The sequence below is a fragment of the Candidatus Cloacimonadota bacterium genome (assembly GCA_034661015.1).
Lineage (GTDB): Bacteria > Cloacimonadota > Cloacimonadia > JGIOTU-2 > JGIOTU-2 > JAYEKN01.
Genome location: JAYEKN010000297.1, coordinates 11,941 through 28,906 on the forward strand (window position 1 = coordinate 11,941; position 16,966 = coordinate 28,906).

The 16,966-nt window shown below is 35.5% G+C and carries 11 protein-coding genes and 1 tRNA gene; all 12 read right to left on the reverse strand.

Translation table 11 applies throughout. The features are described 5' to 3' along the window. Nucleotides 1-53: 53 nt before the first annotated feature. Complete coding sequence (locus tag U9P79_10475) at nt 54-563, reverse strand: dual specificity protein phosphatase family protein (GenBank protein ID MEA2105039.1); 510 nt, start codon at nt 561-563, stop codon at nt 54-56. A gap of 68 nt (nt 564-631) precedes the next feature. Beyond that, nucleotides 632-2,155 carry an aromatic amino acid ammonia-lyase gene (locus tag U9P79_10480; GenBank protein MEA2105040.1) on the reverse strand — a complete coding sequence of 508 codons (1,524 nt, stop codon included), beginning with the start codon at nt 2,153-2,155 and terminating at the stop codon, nt 632-634. 35 nt (nt 2,156-2,190) lie between these two features. Beyond that, nucleotides 2,191-3,795, reverse strand: a complete 1,605-nt coding sequence (gene hutH / locus U9P79_10485; GenBank protein ID MEA2105041.1) for a histidine ammonia-lyase — start codon at nt 3,793-3,795, stop codon at nt 2,191-2,193. 5 nt (nt 3,796-3,800) lie between these two features. Beyond that, the gene (locus tag U9P79_10490; GenBank protein MEA2105042.1) at nt 3,801-4,487 is read right to left on the reverse strand and encodes a hypothetical protein; all 687 of its coding nucleotides are present in this window, start codon (nt 4,485-4,487) and stop codon (nt 3,801-3,803) included. Further along, nucleotides 4,484-7,744 carry a T9SS type A sorting domain-containing protein gene (locus tag U9P79_10495; GenBank protein ID MEA2105043.1) on the reverse strand — a complete coding sequence of 1,087 codons (3,261 nt, stop codon included), beginning with the start codon at nt 7,742-7,744 and terminating at the stop codon, nt 4,484-4,486. Before U9P79_10495 ends, U9P79_10490 begins: the two co-directional genes overlap by 4 nt. Nucleotides 7,745-7,912: 168 nt before the next feature. Then, on the reverse strand, nt 7,913-8,974 hold the full coding sequence (locus U9P79_10500) for a PorV/PorQ family protein (GenBank protein ID MEA2105044.1): 1,062 nt from the start codon (nt 8,972-8,974) through the stop codon (nt 7,913-7,915). Between the two features lie 134 nt (nt 8,975-9,108). After that, a tRNA-Leu gene (locus U9P79_10505) sits at nt 9,109-9,196 on the reverse strand. Nucleotides 9,197-9,224: 28 nt separating this feature from the next. Further along, nucleotides 9,225-10,421 carry a hypothetical protein gene (locus U9P79_10510; GenBank protein ID MEA2105045.1) on the reverse strand — a complete coding sequence of 399 codons (1,197 nt, stop codon included), beginning with the start codon at nt 10,419-10,421 and terminating at the stop codon, nt 9,225-9,227. Nucleotide 10,422: 1 nt separating this feature from the next. Beyond that, on the reverse strand, nt 10,423-13,953 hold the full coding sequence (smc, locus tag U9P79_10515) for a chromosome segregation protein SMC (GenBank protein ID MEA2105046.1): 3,531 nt from the start codon (nt 13,951-13,953) through the stop codon (nt 10,423-10,425). 252 nt (nt 13,954-14,205) lie between these two features. Beyond that, entirely contained in the window at nt 14,206-15,972 is a 1,767-nt protein-coding gene (locus tag U9P79_10520) for a POTRA domain-containing protein (GenBank protein MEA2105047.1), read from the reverse strand. 19 nt (nt 15,973-15,991) lie between these two features. Next, nucleotides 15,992-16,351 (reverse strand): four helix bundle protein, encoded by a 360-nt coding sequence (locus U9P79_10525; protein ID MEA2105048.1) that lies wholly within the window; start codon nt 16,349-16,351, stop codon nt 15,992-15,994. A 33-nt stretch (nt 16,352-16,384) separates the two neighbouring features. Next, nucleotides 16,385-16,966 (reverse strand): RhuM family protein (rhuM, locus tag U9P79_10530; GenBank protein ID MEA2105049.1); only part of this gene is annotated, 582 nt, incomplete at its 5' end.

The following is a 16,966-nucleotide window of genomic DNA, read 5'->3' on the forward strand; positions in this document are numbered from 1 at the left end:
AGTAAAATATCCGTGATATTTTATTTTTTATTAAAATAGTCATAATATTGTTTCTACAGATTAAGAAGTGATTCCAGATCACTGAATTTTTCGTTTCCCTTTTCAATTGCTTCAAGCGGATTTCTCCCAATTTTTTTTATCTCTTGAATCGCTTCAGTTAGGCTCATTTGATATTCAAGCATAAGCCATCCGGCGAGAACGTGTCCGGTGCGGCCAATTCCACCGGCACAGTGGATAACCACCTTTTTTTTCTCTTTTTTTGAATTCATCAGGAAGGGGTATATTTTTGTGATGAGTAAATTTTTATCTGCAAAATGAAGATCAGGGATGGGGGCGTGTAAAACATTTTCAGTTCCAAATTTACTTTCATAGATGGTCAAAATATCGTTTGGATAAGAATCTAATTCGGAGGATTGGAGCAACACACAAATTCGTTCAATGTTTTTACTTTTCATAAAATCAATCCATTCAGCAACCCCATCTTTGGATAATGGGTCTGGTTTAGATGCTCCGAAAATAAATTTTTCACGAATTGTTGGTGAGGAAAATAAAAATTTATTCATAAATACCTCATTGCAAATATATGCTCTCACCTACTGTTTGGGCAGATGAGAGCACAATGTATAAGAATTTATTCTAAACTGCCGACTAATTTTTCAACTTCTTCGAGAATTTCAGCGGATTTTACTAATCTTTGCATCTCAGTGTGATCTGGGTAAAGAGGGCGATCAATTTCTAAGAAATCAACGTGTTTGCGAATAATCTCTTTTGCTTTTGTAACGCCATCACCGAATGTAAAATCACGGAAATCAAGAGCTTGAGCTGCTGCCATAAATTCGATCCCGAGAATGCCGTAAGCATTATCCAATATTTGGAAATTTTTTATAGCTGTGTTCATCCCCATTGAGACGAAATCTTCCTGATCGGCTGCAGCCGGGATGGATTGAATTGAAGCAGGTGTAGAGAGTATTCTTTGTTCAACGATTTGCATATCTGCGGTATATTGACTAAGCATAAGTCCGGACATCATTCCCGCACCTTTAGAGAGGAAAGGAGGTAAGCCCACACTTAGAGCGGGGTGATTCAATCTATTCATTCTTCTTTCGGACATCACGCTTACCATAGTAATGGCTGCTCCAATCATATCCATTGGTAAAGAAACTGGAGTTCCTTGAAAATTTGCACCGGAAATCTGCAGATTCTCATCCGGAAAGAAAACAGGATTGTCGCCAACTCCGTTGAGTTCTATTTCAACTTGTGAACGAGCATAAGCTAAGGCATCGTGAGCGGAGCCTATAACTTGAGGAGCAGAACGCATTGAATAAGCATCTTGAACTTTACATTTCAGTTTTTCTTCATAAAGGTCTCCCCCTTTAACCATTTTTAAAATTGATTTAGCAGAGCGTTGAGCTCCTTTGAATCCGCGAACTTTATGTAATTGGGGACTGTAAGGTTTCATATTTGCCTTAAGTGCTTCGAGGGACATAGCACAGGCAATTTCTGCCTGCTTTAACCAGCGATTGGTATCGTAAATAAGAAGAGCACTCATTGCTGTAAGAAGATTGGAGCCGTTAATTGTGGCGAGACCATCTCGAGCTTCTAATCCGGGAATTTGGATTCCGGCTTTGTCCATTGCTTCTTTGCCATCAAGTAATTCGCCTTTGTAATAGGCTTTTCCTTCACCCAAAAGCAGAAGAGCGATTTGAGACATTGGAGCAAGATCGCCAGAAGCTCCCACAGAACCTTTTTGGCAGACAAAAGGCACGAGGTCTTTGTTCAACATTTCTACCAAAGTTTCTGTGATGATAAGCCGGCAACCGGAATTTCCGTGTGCATGGACATTTATTCTACCAACCATAGCAGCTCGCACATATTCCTGCGGGGCTGGATCACCGATACCGGCAGCATGATTATAGATTAGGTATTTCTGAAAATCTTTGACCTGATCATCGTTTAGTACTACTTCCGAGAATTCGCCGATTCCCGTATTGACTCCGTACATGATTTCGTGTTCATTAATTTTTTTCTGAAGCATAGCCCGACATTTATTAATTCGCTCTTTTGCTTCTAATGTTAGTTCGACCTTCTCTTTATTTCTAGCGATTCGAACTAGCTTTTCGATTGTTAAATCTGCTCCACTTAATGCAATTGCCATTATGTTACTCCTTATATTTTGTTTTTGTTATTAATTTAAGAAAGATTATCCGGAATTAATTTTTTATTTATCAATTCGATTGTCTTTTCAATATCAAGATAAGCAACTCTGTCTTCTTCCCAGAATTTTACACCGGCATTTCTCAGCTTGTTATAGATTTCAAAAGTAGTCTTTCCGAAAATTTCTTTATGTGTTTTATCTTTGAAATTATTATTGATTTTCAATCTGAGATCCAAAGCCTGACAGGCACAGATGTATTCAATGGCAATGACTTTTTTCACATTTTCCAATATTTCACGAAATTGTCTCGCTGAGGTTGTCCCCATTGAAACGTGATCCTCTACGTCTTCGCTTGTCGGGATGGAATCCACACTGGCAGGATGGGCAAGTACTTTGTTTTCGGAAACAAGCGAGGCAGCCGTGTATTGCAGAATCATGATTCCGCTGTTCAAACCCGGGTCATTCGAAAGCATGCTTGGTAATCCATGACTCAGGAATTGAGAAGTTAGTTTAAAAATTCGTCGCTCGGAAATATTAGCTAGCTCCGAAAGAGCAATTTTCATGTAATCGCAAACAAATGCGATTGGTTGCCCGTGAAAATTTCCACCGGAATAGGCTTTCAGATTTCTTTCTGCATCAGGAAAGATAAGGGGATTATCAGTCGCTGCATTTGCTTCATTTTCAATTATGTTTGCTGCCTTGTCAATGGTCGTTTTTATCGGACCGGCAACTTGCGGAAAACAACGAAGAGAATAGCTGTCCTGAACTTCACCATTTCTGGAATCAATAAGTTTACTTCCGCTATAATCCTCTCTTATTTGCTTTGCCACTTCGATTTGTCCGTTATGATTTCGTAGCTGATGGATTTTATCATAAAATGCGTCTGAGACCCCCAATAGTGATTCAAGTGTTGCGGTGAAAATGTGAGTGGCATTTTGCTGTAATATGTTTGCATCATAAATTGCCAGAGCAGCAATAGCTGTCATTACATTTGTTCCGTTGATCAGTGCCAAACCTTCTTTTGCATTGAGCACAACACGTTCAATTCCGGCTTTTCGCATTGCTTCAATTCCGGAAATAGTTTTGATAAATTGATTGTCGCGGTCAAAACTTTCTTCGGAAATTACTCGACCGCTAAAAGTTTCCGTATCATCACCTTCCCCTTTTGTGAAAACCAAAATTATATGAGCAATAGGAGCCAGATCGCCACTCGCACCCACAGATCCCTGTTCGGGAACTGCAGGATGAACTCCCTTGTTCAGCATATCTATCAGAGTTTGTAAAGTTGAAAGACGAATTCCGGAATATCCTTTTGCAAGCGAATTGATTCTAAGGAGCATTATTGCCCGAACAACTTCAACAGGGAAATATCTTCCTACAGCCGTCGAATGGCTAACAATCAAATTTCGTTGTAAAAATCGAAGTTTATCTTTAGGAATTATTTTGTCTTTTAAAGCTCCGAATCCGGTATTGATTCCATAGGCAATCTGATTGTTTTCGATGATTTTATCAACATAATCACGGGATTTATTTACTTTTAAGATCGCTTCATCTGTAAGTTCAATTTTTGTATAGTTTCGAGCAATTTGATGTATTTGTTCTAAAGTTAATGAATTCCCGTCAATTTTAATTTTTTTCATGAATATTAAAATCGTTTTTGTAAGTAAAATGAGGCGTGCATTCTAATTGGATTTATATCATATAAAAAAGAAACGGTATTGGTTTTAATAACATCGCTGTTGTGCACATTAACGCTGTGAACGGCTTTTATCATGCTAACAATACGGTTTAAAACCATAGCACCGATTGTGAATTTTGCCATAATATTATATTCATTTCTATCTACTCGCAAACGGGCATACTCAATAAAATTTTCTTCACTTTCCCAATTCCAACTTCGGCTACCCGTTTGAAGATAACTACTAACAAACTGATTATATGTTTGCTCGCTCCAGCCGCTGTAAAGACCTTGTCGAGCGTATATAAGAACATTGTTATTATATACGTTGCTTGATTGGTAGTTTTGGATAAGGTCATAATAATCCTCGTCCGGATTTGCATAAGAACTGTTGGAATATGCTCTGGCATATTGCTGAAAGTTATTTTTTGCCCATTCGGCTTGCTGTTTATTTGCATAGTATCCCAGCCAAAGAAGAGCCTCGGATGTAAGACTAATCATACCGGAGGTTTTGCCGGATGCGTATAATTCACCCATTCCGGGAATTGCAGCAGATAGCAAAGCGGCTTTTAATCTGGATTTTGAATTATCGGCAAGAAGGGGTGAAAAAAAGAAGGTCAGACAGAGAAGGGTGATTAGTAACCGTTTCATCATTTTATAACTCCGATCTTTAATAGTTTGGAAGAATTCCCGACCTTTACTTTTGCAAAATAAACTCCGGAAGTAATGTTTTGGATATTCCACTTGAATTCTTTTTCTTCATTTGCGAAAACACTCATATCATTCTCAAAAAGAAGATCGGCTGCAAGATTAAAGATTTTTATACTTGCGGAAGCGTCATTTGGAGATTGAATGCGAATATGCACATAACCTTCCTCTGCGGGATTTGGAAAAGCAATTATAGAAAGCGCGTTCACGGAATCTGGTAAACCTTCTGCCATTACATTACAGCAAGACGCTCTATCCGGTCCGTTTTTATAGCCATTCCAATATATTTTGGAATCGGCGGGAATGTCATTAAAGGAAATAATATTCAAGATAGAATCTCCTTCGGCAATAATAAGATCATAGCTGTTCTCTCGCAAATTGAGATAAGGTGAGGAAATACTTTTTCCATAAGCATAAGAATATAATGGGTCATATTCGGCATTTTGTGAAATGGATTGAGTAAAATTGTTGTCAGTTGATAAAATCAGGGAAATTTCATTTGCGAGCAAATCGTGTCCCACAATAGAATTAAGATCCGAAGAATAATTGCTCTCGTAGATTGACTGAGGATAACCGGAGACCAAAGAACCGGAACCTGTTATTGCATAAACCGTGTTTTCAACAGTGAAAATAATGTCGTGGATGCCGTTATCATTTACATCACCGATTGAGATGTTTGAAATTTCATCCGATGGAAAATTTTCACAATCAAAAATCTTATCAAGTGAGCCGTCAAATTTATACACAGAACCGAATTTATCTTGAACAAAAATATTCTGGGAATTTTCCGTATTCTCAACAATTGGATAATAATCTCCAAATTCAACGGGAAGAGTAAATTCATCAAACCAGGTTAAAGATGTATCATAAACTGCAACATTTTGAGGAGAGTGGATTGCAATGATTTGCTGTTTTGATTCGTTAAATGCAATTTTATTTGTAGATTGATCTATTTCTTTTAAAAGGGTAAGAGTGTTATTAGTCAATTTATAGATTGATAGAGAATTTTCAGTAGGGACGGCAATTTTATCAGCAGAAATCGGGATAGGGGAGTCGCTCATCATTTTGTTTATTGAAGAACCGAATTGTGACAAAACAGGTTGTTCGTTTAGCTGAAAATTCAAAATTGCAAGAGAATCTTCAAAAGGTACGATTATTTTAGATTCATTATCATTTTGAAGAAGAGAAAGGGGAAATTTTATTTCCTTGGGAAAAGTTTGAGAGAATTCTCCGAATAAATCATTATAAATTTTTATCTTTGATTCATTACCATCGGAATATGTCCCGTAAGTAAGAACAATGTTCCGTGAATGATAATAAGGTTCGTTGAAAACCAATATTTCATTAGATGGATTATATTTTTCAGTCAATTTAATGGATAGTATTTCATCGCAAAGATGATATTGAAATCTAAAATCCATTGAAGTTCCGTAATGGCTTATATCAAAAATTTCGATATGAGAATTGGCGTCATCATTTGAAAAAGTGTTTGGTTCCGTATCCGGTGCGAAGCGAAAATTGTGGATTCTATCAGGATCGGATGGACTCCACTGTCCAGCTTTAATGCGGAAAAATGGTTCATAGCAAGTTCCATAAGGATAATAGGAATATGGATTTCCGATATCCTCAATTCCGTCGGCTTCAACTAATTTTACTCCGCGACGAGAATAGTTTCCATTAACCCGATTTGCTTCGAATCTGGAATAAGTTTGACCGCCGCTTGTTACAATTTCATCGTAGATGACATAATCATCAATATGCCAGATGCAAAGTCCTCCGTTCGTATAAGACTGTTTGAAAGCATCATAGGTCGGAAGCATATAGTCATATTCATAGCTCAATTCGTCAGTTTCACCATTAATCGGATACATTGGAACTTTAATTGAATCCGAATAGAGTTTTATCACCGGAGCACCATTTCCGTTAAGGTCGGTTTCACGATTTTCAATCAAAAAATATTCCTTATCATTTATGGGAATTTTAATGAATTGGGCATTTTCCGCATCAGGTAATTCAGCTGCATCTATAGTGATATTTCCTGTGGAAGGGGAGGTGAGTGTGGTAACTTTTCCCAAATTTTCAAGTTCGTTTCCCCAAATTAATAATCGAGACCAAGCTGAAGGTAATATTGGAAGAGCACCTTCGATAACAAGTGTGTCCACAGATGTTTCCGTGCTGTCAATTGTGATAGCTGAAGCACTTCCGCCACTATCCATTATATCCCAATAGCCAACTGCGGGATACATATTTGTTGTGTTGTAAAGATCGACAAAACCGATGGAGTGACCGAATTCATGGAACATCTCGGCAGTAACTGAACCGAATCCAAAAATATAGCTATCGCTTTTATAAAAGTCCTGCGAAATAGTTTCGGGTGAAAATGCAGCAGCTTTGATATATTTTGTGCCATCATTAACTGCTACGGAATCATCTTCGAGTTCGACATACATTGCCGGCAGATTGCAGGGAGAGTCACCAAAAATATCATGCTGCCAGTCAGCACCGGCATGAATGATCATTATCTGTTTGTAATCAGAAAAGTTTATATCCGGAGTATTTGCGAAATCAGTTGTATCTGCGGTAGTGATTGCATCTTTAAAGGATTGAATTAAGCGTTCGTTTTTAAGATCCCAATCCGGAGTATCAGGAAAATAATATGCCATTTTATGAGGCATTGAATAAGCTGTGTCTGCCTGATTTGGATAAATTTTGAAATGGAAATTAATTTCGTGGGCAGGATCAAAAGAATTCAAAACTCCGAGACTTGCAGTTTGATAGTAATATTGCATTGCAACCATTGTCTGATGATAAAAGCTGGAATCATGGGGTGGAGAGCAAATTGTTCGGATAGAATCAATTACATTATTTATCTCGAAATAGTCCCATTTACCGAAATCGAATTTTCCATTACCGGTTGTTTTCGGATCATCGTCAGGGACAAAATCAATTAATAAAACAAGAAGATTTACATCAATATCTCCGGAAAGACGTTTCTGCTCAGGTGATTTTCTTTTGTGTGAATAGAATTTATCAAATATTGGTTTAGGTAGTTTTTTTATCTTTTTTGAATGGGCTTCCACAGATTTCATCGCTTCTGTAGTTGGTTTTTTTATCTTTAAATGAGAAGATTTCCCATAAATCATAATTGGTGTTAGGTACAGAAGGAGTAAGAGGAGAGCAATGATTTGAAAATGTTTTTTCATAGTTTTTTTAAAGTTTATTAACAACGGAGCACACGGAGTTCACGGGGAGAAATTTACATATTATTAATCTCTTTTCTGCGTTCGCCATGTTCTCGTCCAGCCCTATGGAATGCAGTTTTCCTTTTTTATTCCACTGGGGTTGTTTATTTAACAACTGGAAAGGTTGTATTAAAATTTCAGACCCATTGAAAAGGTCTTATTATTTGCGGTAAGTTCACCGGCAGGTTGAATGGCAATGTCAAATGAAAGTTGTTTGCCTTTGGAAAATTCGTATCTCAACCCACCACCAAAAGACATATCGCGTATATGCCCTACAACGTCATTTACATAACCCATTCGGAGAGAAATAAGATTATAATAAGTATATTCAACTCCAAAATTTTGGATTATAGAGTCGAACTGGTATTTACTGTCTCCTACTGAAAATGATTTAAAAATTCCTGTTACCCAAGAAACACCTGGATCTGGGTCAACAAGCATCTTGTTCGCATCAAGGGAGACAATCAGGCGATTAAATTTTGAATTCAATACTTTATATGAAAATCCAACTCGTAGATTGGTAGGCATTGGTTGAGGTTCAGTGGAGTTTTCGTAATTCATTTTAGGTCCAAAATTCTGCAAAGTAACCCCGAACGAGAGATCCGGAATAATTAGATCTCGTTTGAGAGCACCAATGTCCATTACCCAAGCATAACCGATACCCTCTCCGTTCATGAAAGTGTTTGGAATAAATGGGGCAAGACGGCTGATAATTCCTTTGAAGTTTACGCCAACACCCCATCCCAAGCCAGCATGGGTGGAGTATGCAAGACCGATTGCAATTTCATCACTGGTGAATTTTGTGAGTTCTTCACCTCCGACATTTGTGGCAACTTGTTCTCCATAAGTCATATATGTTACATTTAAGCCGACTGTACCAATATTTTCAATAAATTGAGTGTAACCCATATATTCATAATAGATATCGTCGAAGATATCTCCGAACCAGTTTGAGTGCATAAGCCCTAAATCTGTGTTATCTATTTCTGCAAGTCCGCCCGGGTTCCACCAAGTTGTAAATGCATCATTAGCTACGGAAACGTAAGAATGTCCCATTCCACCGGCACGCGAACCGGGTTCAATCATCAGGAAAATACAAGTTGCTTCGGAAACTGCATGTGCTGGAGCGAGTGCGATTAGATTAATTATTATAGCAATAAATACTATAGATATGATTTTTGATTTTTTCATTATAACTCCTTAAAAATTTAGTTTAATTTTCTTAAAATTTATCTTTGTAATGAAAGAAACGGTTTTAAGACCGGAAAAGTTTTTTATTTGAGGTAACTAACAAGGATCGATAGTCGGAATCTCCCTTTTGATCTTGGTGCCGAAGGTCGGACTTGAACCGACACGCTGAAAATCAGCGCTGGATTTTGAATCCAGTGCGTCTACCAATTCCGCCACTTCGGCTTTTTTATTTCTATAAATATTTTTTATTTTATGATTTTTCATTTTGATTTCTTTGTGTGTCCAACAAGTCAAAGTCGTTAATATCGTGTCCAGTTTTTTCGATAATTTTCTTTAATTGATCTTGTAATATTTTTTGCTTTATCGGGTCTGTTTCGTTTGATATCATTAAGTGGTAGATTGATATTATTTCTTCTCCCAACCCCATTTTGCTGTATAATTTTATTAGAATAGAATAATAATCATTTCTTTGGTTTTCAGGCGAATCGTAAATAATGGAATTTAATTTGTTAATCGCATCCAAAATGCTGTTTTTTGCCAATAGATTTGCAGAAAGCAAGTCTAATGCTGATTTTCGCAAAGGGGAAGCAGGATATTTTTTTATCATTCTTGTAATGACTTCAATGGAATTGTTCCACTCCTCGAAATCATTGTAAATTAATCCTATTTGAAAATATACGGAATCCATCCAACTAACGCTCGGATATGATGTGATAATTTTTTCCAACTCGAAAAGGGATTTATATTTTTTTTCAATATTATAATAATAAATACTAAGTTCAAAGCAAAGGCGCGGCGTAAGAGGGCTTTCGGGAAATTTGGAAATGTAATTATTAAACATTTCCGTAGGTAATTCATATGAGCCGATGTGATATTTACAACGTTCAATTTGGAAAAATGCGTCGGCTTTTTGATTCATATTCGTATTGTGAAAAACGAATTTCCAATAAAATGATTTTGCAAGATAATACTTTTTTTCTTTAAAATGTATATCTCCCACCTGCTTGAGAGCAAGGATTCCATATTTGTTTTTTGGAAAAAGGAAATGTGTTTTTCTGAAAAATGATAAAGCAACTGGGTTTTGATCTTGTTTTTGCAAATTTATTCCGCAGAGAAAAATTGCCTTGGCTAATAATGTGTCATCCTGATTAAATCGAATAATATTCTGATAATCAAAAATTTCATGCACGAATTTATGGCTAATGTAAAATATTTTATGGGATTGAAACAACAGAATAGAATCATTTACAGCAAGGGAATCTATAAATTGCATTTTATGATAAGATGTAAAAAGAGAATCGAGAGAGAGTGAATCAGCTTTATTTTGATATGAAGAAAGTTGGAGAGGTATTAAGAATAAACACAGCAGAAAGAAGGCGATAATTCGCTTTGTCGCATTCTGCAAATAAACGGTTATGTCCGTTTGCTGAATTAAATGTTTCACCATTTTAACCCAAATCAACCGATACGATTTTGGAAACGCCTTCTTCTTCCATCGTGATTCCATAAAGATAATTTGCGGCTTCAATGGTTCTTTTATTATGAGTGATAATAATAAATTGGGTTTTCTGGGAAAATTTGTCAAGGAGTTGGAGAAAACGATCAATATTCGAATCATCAAGAGGTGCATCAATTTCATCGAGAATACAAAATGGGCTTGGTTTCACAAGGTAAATCGAAAAAAGAAGTGCAATGGCTGTTAATGCTTTTTCACCACTGGAAAGGAGATTGATATGGGTGAATTTTTTCCCCTTTGGAGTAGAAAGAATTTCGATTTTTGAATTAAGCGGATCTGATGGATCTTCCAATCTTAATATACCTTTTCCACCGGAGAAAAGTTCCAAATGAAGTTTCTCAAAATTTTCTTTGATTTTTTGAAAAGTCGTTAAAAACATTTTTTCGGCAGTATCATTTAATTGTGTAATTGCTTCTTTTAGATTTTCCTTTGATTCAAGCAGGTCTTTTTGCTGATTTTGGAGGAAATCAAAACGCTCTTTTTGTTTTTCATAATCCTCTATGGCAGCAAGGTTTATCGGACCCATTTTCTCAATTTTAATTTGGAATTTACCCAAATCTGTTTGGAGTGTTCCCAAATTCAATTCCTTATAGTCGTCTGATTCGTCATGGGTAAGATCGTGATGGAGATGAGAGAAAACTTCCTCGCGGATATGCTCGATCTTCAATTTGGTTTCCTGGATTTTAAGTTCTGCTTCGCTTTTATTTTTCGAGAGAATGTCCTTTTTGAATTCCAATTCGTGTTGCTGAATTTTAAGATCTTCTGTTGCGGTTTTTAGCGAATGAAACCTGTTTTCAATATCCACGATTGATTTTTTTTCTGCATTTAACTTTTCAATCTTTTTATTCAACGTTAATTCCAATGTTTCCGTTTCATTTCCCAAATCTTTGATCTTTGATTTTTGCGGTTCGATAGAATCTTTTAGTTTATCGAGCACTTGGGAATTATTTTTGAAAGTCTGATTGCTTTTACTAATGTTTTCTTTGCAAAAATGTACATCTTTTTCAAGTCGAGCAATCGCAATATTTTTATCTTGTAGTTTTTTATTGATCTTGAATCGTCGGTTTCTGGAAAGAGAGAGTTCTTTTTGAAACCTATCCTGTTCTTGTTTGAGGGATTTACTGTCGTGTTCAGGAAGATTTTTAATTTCCAATTCTATTTTTTCCAATTGCAGATTGATCTCGCTAAAATCATTTCCTATTTTGGAAAGTTTAGAATCTGCTTCTGTTTTTAACTCGCCAAAATTATCCTTTTGCATTTGTAGATTGAGAATATTTTTCCGATGATTTTCTGCTGCGTGTTCGATTTCAGTGATTTTTTTATTGATTGAAATGAGGGCTGCATTCTGCTCTGTGATCTGAATTGCGAATTTATCTTTAATAGAAAGGAGTTTTTCAAGATTCTTCTTTTCTGTCTGAATTTGCTTATTAAATTCTTTAATCGCTTTTTTTCGTGAAAGTAATCCGGTTTTTGTGTCTTCGTACCAATTCGTTTGAATCCAGCCGTGAGTACTAAAAATTTCACCCTTTGGAGTAATAAATTTATATTCGGTTTCAGAAGACGAGTTATTTGCGATAAGTTCGCGAGCAGTTTTCCTATCTTTAACAAGATAAATATTTCTAATTATATTTGGATTTATGCCGCCATGATTCAATTTTACAATGGAGGATAGGGGAGTAGCATCTTCAAAAATTTTTTGTTCCGTAATCTCCATTTTGTCAATGTCGGAATTATAAAGAATAAGAGAGGAATTAAGCGAATTTTTTTCCAAAAGATTTAATACATCATCTGTTTTGGCGCTGGAGCAAATAACGGAAGTGATCATTGTTCTCAAAGAATTTTCGATAAGTGAAATAAATTCATCGCTGACTTCAATATTATTCGCAAGTGAATCAAATCCTTTATCGTTTTTGAAATATTCAAATATTTTCTTTGTACCTTTCTGGTGTCCGGAAAGATTCTTTTCCCATTTCTCAATTTGCTGCTTTTCATTTTGAAGAGTGCGGGTTTTCATTTCCGAAGAATGAATTTCACGCTCGATATTTTCTATTTTTGTCTTCAATTCATCCTGCTTATTCTCAATTTTTGCTCTTTTATCCAAGAATGTAGATTTATTTGAGTTATGAATTTTACTCGATTTTTCGGCTTCAACTACAAGGCTCGTGAATTTGTCAAATTTATTTTGATAATCCGTTCTCTTCTTTTCAAGTGAAGTTCTTTCCGCCTCGAATAATTTTTTGCGTGTTTCAATTTCTGCCTTGGTATTATTTAGCATCTGTTTTTGATGCTCGTATTCGTTTATTTTTATATTTAATTTTTCTAATTGAGAATAATGTTCATCTATCTCTTTATTGATTTTATCCACATCTGTTTTCAAATCAATTAATTCGGATCCATTCTGCTTTAACTTTTCTTCTGCGAGTTTAAGATTTTCATTATCATTTTTCAACATTTCTTGTGAAGAAAAATTCGTTGATTCCAGTTGGGCTATCCGATTTTTATTATTCCGGAGATTCTCTTTTATGTTTTTGATTTGTTGTTGATTCAGCAAAATGGTTTTTTCCAGTTCATTTATTGAGTTTTCAATAGCTCTTATATTTTTTTGACGAATTTGCAATTTAGCTTCAATTTCCAGCAGCTGCTTGTTCTTTGAATTATAGATTTTATAAATTTTTGAAATTTTATTCGTATTTTCAGCGGTCATTTTTTCAGAGTTAATATGCTCATTTTTAAGTGGGGTAAGTTTGTCCTGAAGCTCAAAATATTTGATACCCTGCAGTTGAATTTTTATCGTATTGATCTTTTTTCGGATTTTTTTATATTTTTTTGCACGTCCGACCTGATGTCTGAGAGAATAAGTCTGATGCTTAACTTCCGCAATAATATCTTCCAATCGGATCAAATCATTTTCCACATTATTCAATTTATTTCGGCAGTTGTTTTTGCTTTGATTGTATTTCATGATTCCGGCGGCTTCTTCAAAAAGATAACGTTTATCATTATCCTTGGCGTTTAGCAGTTCATCAATCATCTTGAGTTCCATAAAAGAATATGCTCTTTGTCCCATGCCGGTATCGTAAAAAAGGTTCAAAATATCTTTCAGACGACAAGAATTACCATTAAGGAAATATTCGCTTGAGCCATCTTGGGTTACTTTGCGTGCGATGGCAACTTCTTCGGTATCAATAGGGATAATTTTCTTATCGTTGTCAATGGTTATCGAAACTTTGCAGTAGCTGTGAGTAGTCCTTTTTCTCGTTCCCTTGAAAATCACATCACTCATTGATGCACCGCGTAGTTTGCGAACATTTTGCTCACCCAAAACCCAGTGAATTGCGTCGGAAATATTGGATTTTCCACAACCGTTGGGACCAACAACACCTGTTAACCCAGCAGCAAAACGAAATTTTGTAGGTTCTGCAAAAGATTTAAAGCCATCAATTTCTAATTTTGATAATTTCAATATCACTCCATTTATAAATTTTTTTTACTACGAATAATTTGTGTTTATCCGTAAAAAGGAAAACTTGAGTTAATCCGCCGGTTGGCGGATACACCTTGCGGATGGTTGTTTTTCGACGGGATTTGTTATCCGCAACCTTCGCAATAGTGGTCGCTTACATATTTCAACCATTGCGGAGGTTTTGGGATAAACAACATCCTTCAATCATCCGCAAGGTTTCAAGTTCTTTACGATGCATTCTGAATTCCAGTCTTAAAAAGAGGTTTCAATGCCAAAATGAATTATTCCTTGCAAAGGATTTGTCCACGTTTCATCCTGATGACCGATTCCGTAATCTATTTTCAACAAGCCGATTTTAGATTTTAAGCGAACACCGAATCCGATGCCAAAAAGATTTTTGTATTCTTTGCAAAACGCCGAATCACAAAACAGGAAGATTCGAGAATTTTGAGAAAGAAGAAAACGATATTCAAAAACTAATATCCCGAATTTTTCAGAAATAAATTGGTTGTCAATAAATCCGCGTAAGTTATCATAACCTCCAAATTCAAAGAGCTCATAAGAATTTAATGAATCGTGAAATGTAAATAGAAGTTTGCTTGATCCATGAAAGAAAATAGCGGTTTGGCGAGTTATCGGTAAAGAATATTTTGCGTCAAGGTGGATTTGCTGTTTGTAACTATTTTTCCTTTTCCAAATAACTTTGGAGCCGATAAATAATTCATAACCTGAATATGGATTGGGAGGATAATCAAATCTGTTCGATTCAAAATCAAGCCCAACTCCCTGCTGGTTAGTGTGAATGGTATCTAACAAACTGCTGGAATTCAAATAATTAATTCCGATTTTGTTGTAATTTGGCAAAAGAAATTTTGTCTTGATCTCAAACTTGGTATTCACGTAGGTTGTATCAATATTTCTTCGAGAAAGCAATCCTTGTGCTGATATTTGCTTATTAAAAAGGAAAGGTTCCGTATAAGAAATATTGAAAGTAGTGGAATTATTTTTCAGTTTTTTCCATAAAATATGAACTTCACGGTCAGTTCCTTTAATATTCATAAAGTCAAAATCAATAAAGCCGGATAATCTATCTGCAAATGTTTTCTTCTCTTCAGAAGAGGTTAGCCCCAAAACTCCGTTCAAATGATTCATTTTTTTTTCTTGAATTTGAACTAAAAGATCATCCGCATTTAGCGGTTTTATATTTGCACTTTGGATAAATTTTTTGGTGAGCAAATTTCTTCGGGCAAGTTCGATGTCGGTTTGTTTGTAGATTTTGTTGGTGGGAAAATTCAGAATTAGATTTAGTGTTTTATCCTTAGTGATTTTGTTACCTTCGAATATCTGATGGGAAATCCGCATCAATTTTCCTTCCTGAATTAGGAAACCAAGTTGTAGCGAATATTGCTCTTTCCGGAGAGAGATTGTGTCCACAGATACTTTGCAAAACGGGTAACCTTTTTGAGAATATGCTTTTGCGATAGTTTCGAGAGAACGATTGATTTTTGCCACCGAGAAGATTTGTCCTGATTTCATCGGTATCATATCTTCGAGTTTTTGTGATGAAAAATATTTGTTACCGCAAAAGTTTATATCCGAAACTACAACTTTTTCTCCCTCATCAATTATAATTTCGATATTGACTTCTGCTCCTGTTTCAACGGGAGTAATAACCGGTGGCAGGATTTTTGCAAAGAAGTATCCCTCGTTTTTGTATAATTCCAGAATATTTGAAAGGTTGCGGTTAAATCCCAGATAAGAAAATTCATCACCGGATTTGTACCCGAGCGAGCGGATAATGAGAGGGCGAGAAATTTGTGTGATTCCATTTAATTGAATAGAACGGATGCGAATAGAAGAATTTGTTGCAGGATTTTCGCAGAGTGAATTTTTCGGGAAAAATAAGGCGAAAACAAAAAAGGAAAATATTAAAAGAATCTGTGATTTTTTTTTGGGGAATAAAATATCCACCTGTCTTGTGAAATGCTTCATATGTTTTATTAGAGGGAATTTATTCATAATGGTTAATTCTCAATTGTTAATGGTTAATGTTGTTTTTGGCAGATTTAATAATGCTTGTAATCAACTTTATAATTTCAACGGCATCTTGATTTATACTTTCAAATTGTTCTTTTGACAAATACCCAGTTTCCAATAAAAGTTCTATCCAATATATAGTTTCGTTGATTTCTTTTTGTGCTATTGCCATTTTATGATTAAAATCTGCTTTTGATTCTGCGTGTTCTGCTTCACGAACCATCGCACCAACACTTGTTCCACTTCGTAAAACCTGTTTTGATAAAATGTATTCTTTTCTATTATCAACTAAGAATTGATATAACTTCACAATTCTAATTGCAAAAGCAAAACTCTTATCTTTAACAATATTTTTTCTCATCATACTCCCTCATTAGCCATTTACCATTAACCATTAATAATTATCAAGTTGCTTTATGAAATCTTTTTCAACTTGAGTAATGCGGTTTTTAATTTTTTCTTTATACAGATCATATTCGGAATGTGCTTTTTCGATTGCCTTTTGGTGGCTAATAGTTCCCGAATGTTGCAAAATATTTTTATTGGTCATTTTTAGGAAAGTATCTAACTGCTTGATCCAATCATTCATATACATAGGAGTTCGTTCCAATGCCTGAATTTCTGCAATTTCCAAAAATGCTGTTACCATTCTGTTTAAGATGTTCAATTCTTTTTCTGAAAGATAATTTTTGGCAATTTCGGTTTCTTTCTTTGTTGGAACTACACCTTTAAAATTGGTTAAACCGATATGTTCTTTTGCAGAATCTACTCTTCTGTAAACAGTTTCGGCTGCGGTTTCGTTGTGTGTTGCCCAATGCATTTTATTCTGTATTGTTTTGAACACCGTTACAGATTGCTCAGTTTTGGGGTCGTAATCAATACTTGTGGCATAAATATCTAAAACCTTTCGCCAAAACACTTTTTCCGATGAACGAATATCACGGATGCGAGCTAACAATTCATCGAAGTAATTTCC

Excerpts from the sequence above, each read along its gene's own strand:
- U9P79_10500 (MEA2105044.1), bottom strand. The coding sequence starts at position 8,974 with ATGAAAAAATCAAAAATCATATCTATAGTATTTATTGCTATAATAATT.
- U9P79_10525 (MEA2105048.1), bottom strand. The coding sequence starts at position 16,351 with ATGAGAAAAAATATTGTTAAAGATAAGAGTTTTGCTTTTGCAATTAGA.
- U9P79_10480 (MEA2105040.1), bottom strand. The coding sequence starts at position 2,155 with ATGGCAATTGCATTAAGTGGAGCAGATTTAACAATCGAAAAGCTAGTT.
- U9P79_10490 (MEA2105042.1), bottom strand. The coding sequence starts at position 4,487 with ATGATGAAACGGTTACTAATCACCCTTCTCTGTCTGACCTTCTTTTTT.
- U9P79_10510 (MEA2105045.1), bottom strand. The coding sequence starts at position 10,421 with ATGGTGAAACATTTAATTCAGCAAACGGACATAACCGTTTATTTGCAG.
- U9P79_10495 (MEA2105043.1), bottom strand. The coding sequence starts at position 7,744 with ATGAAAAAACATTTTCAAATCATTGCTCTCCTCTTACTCCTTCTGTAC.
- U9P79_10475 (MEA2105039.1), bottom strand. The coding sequence starts at position 563 with ATGAATAAATTTTTATTTTCCTCACCAACAATTCGTGAAAAATTTATT.
- U9P79_10520 (MEA2105047.1), bottom strand. The coding sequence starts at position 15,972 with ATGAATAAATTCCCTCTAATAAAACATATGAAGCATTTCACAAGACAG.
- hutH (MEA2105041.1), bottom strand. The coding sequence starts at position 3,795 with ATGAAAAAAATTAAAATTGACGGGAATTCATTAACTTTAGAACAAATA.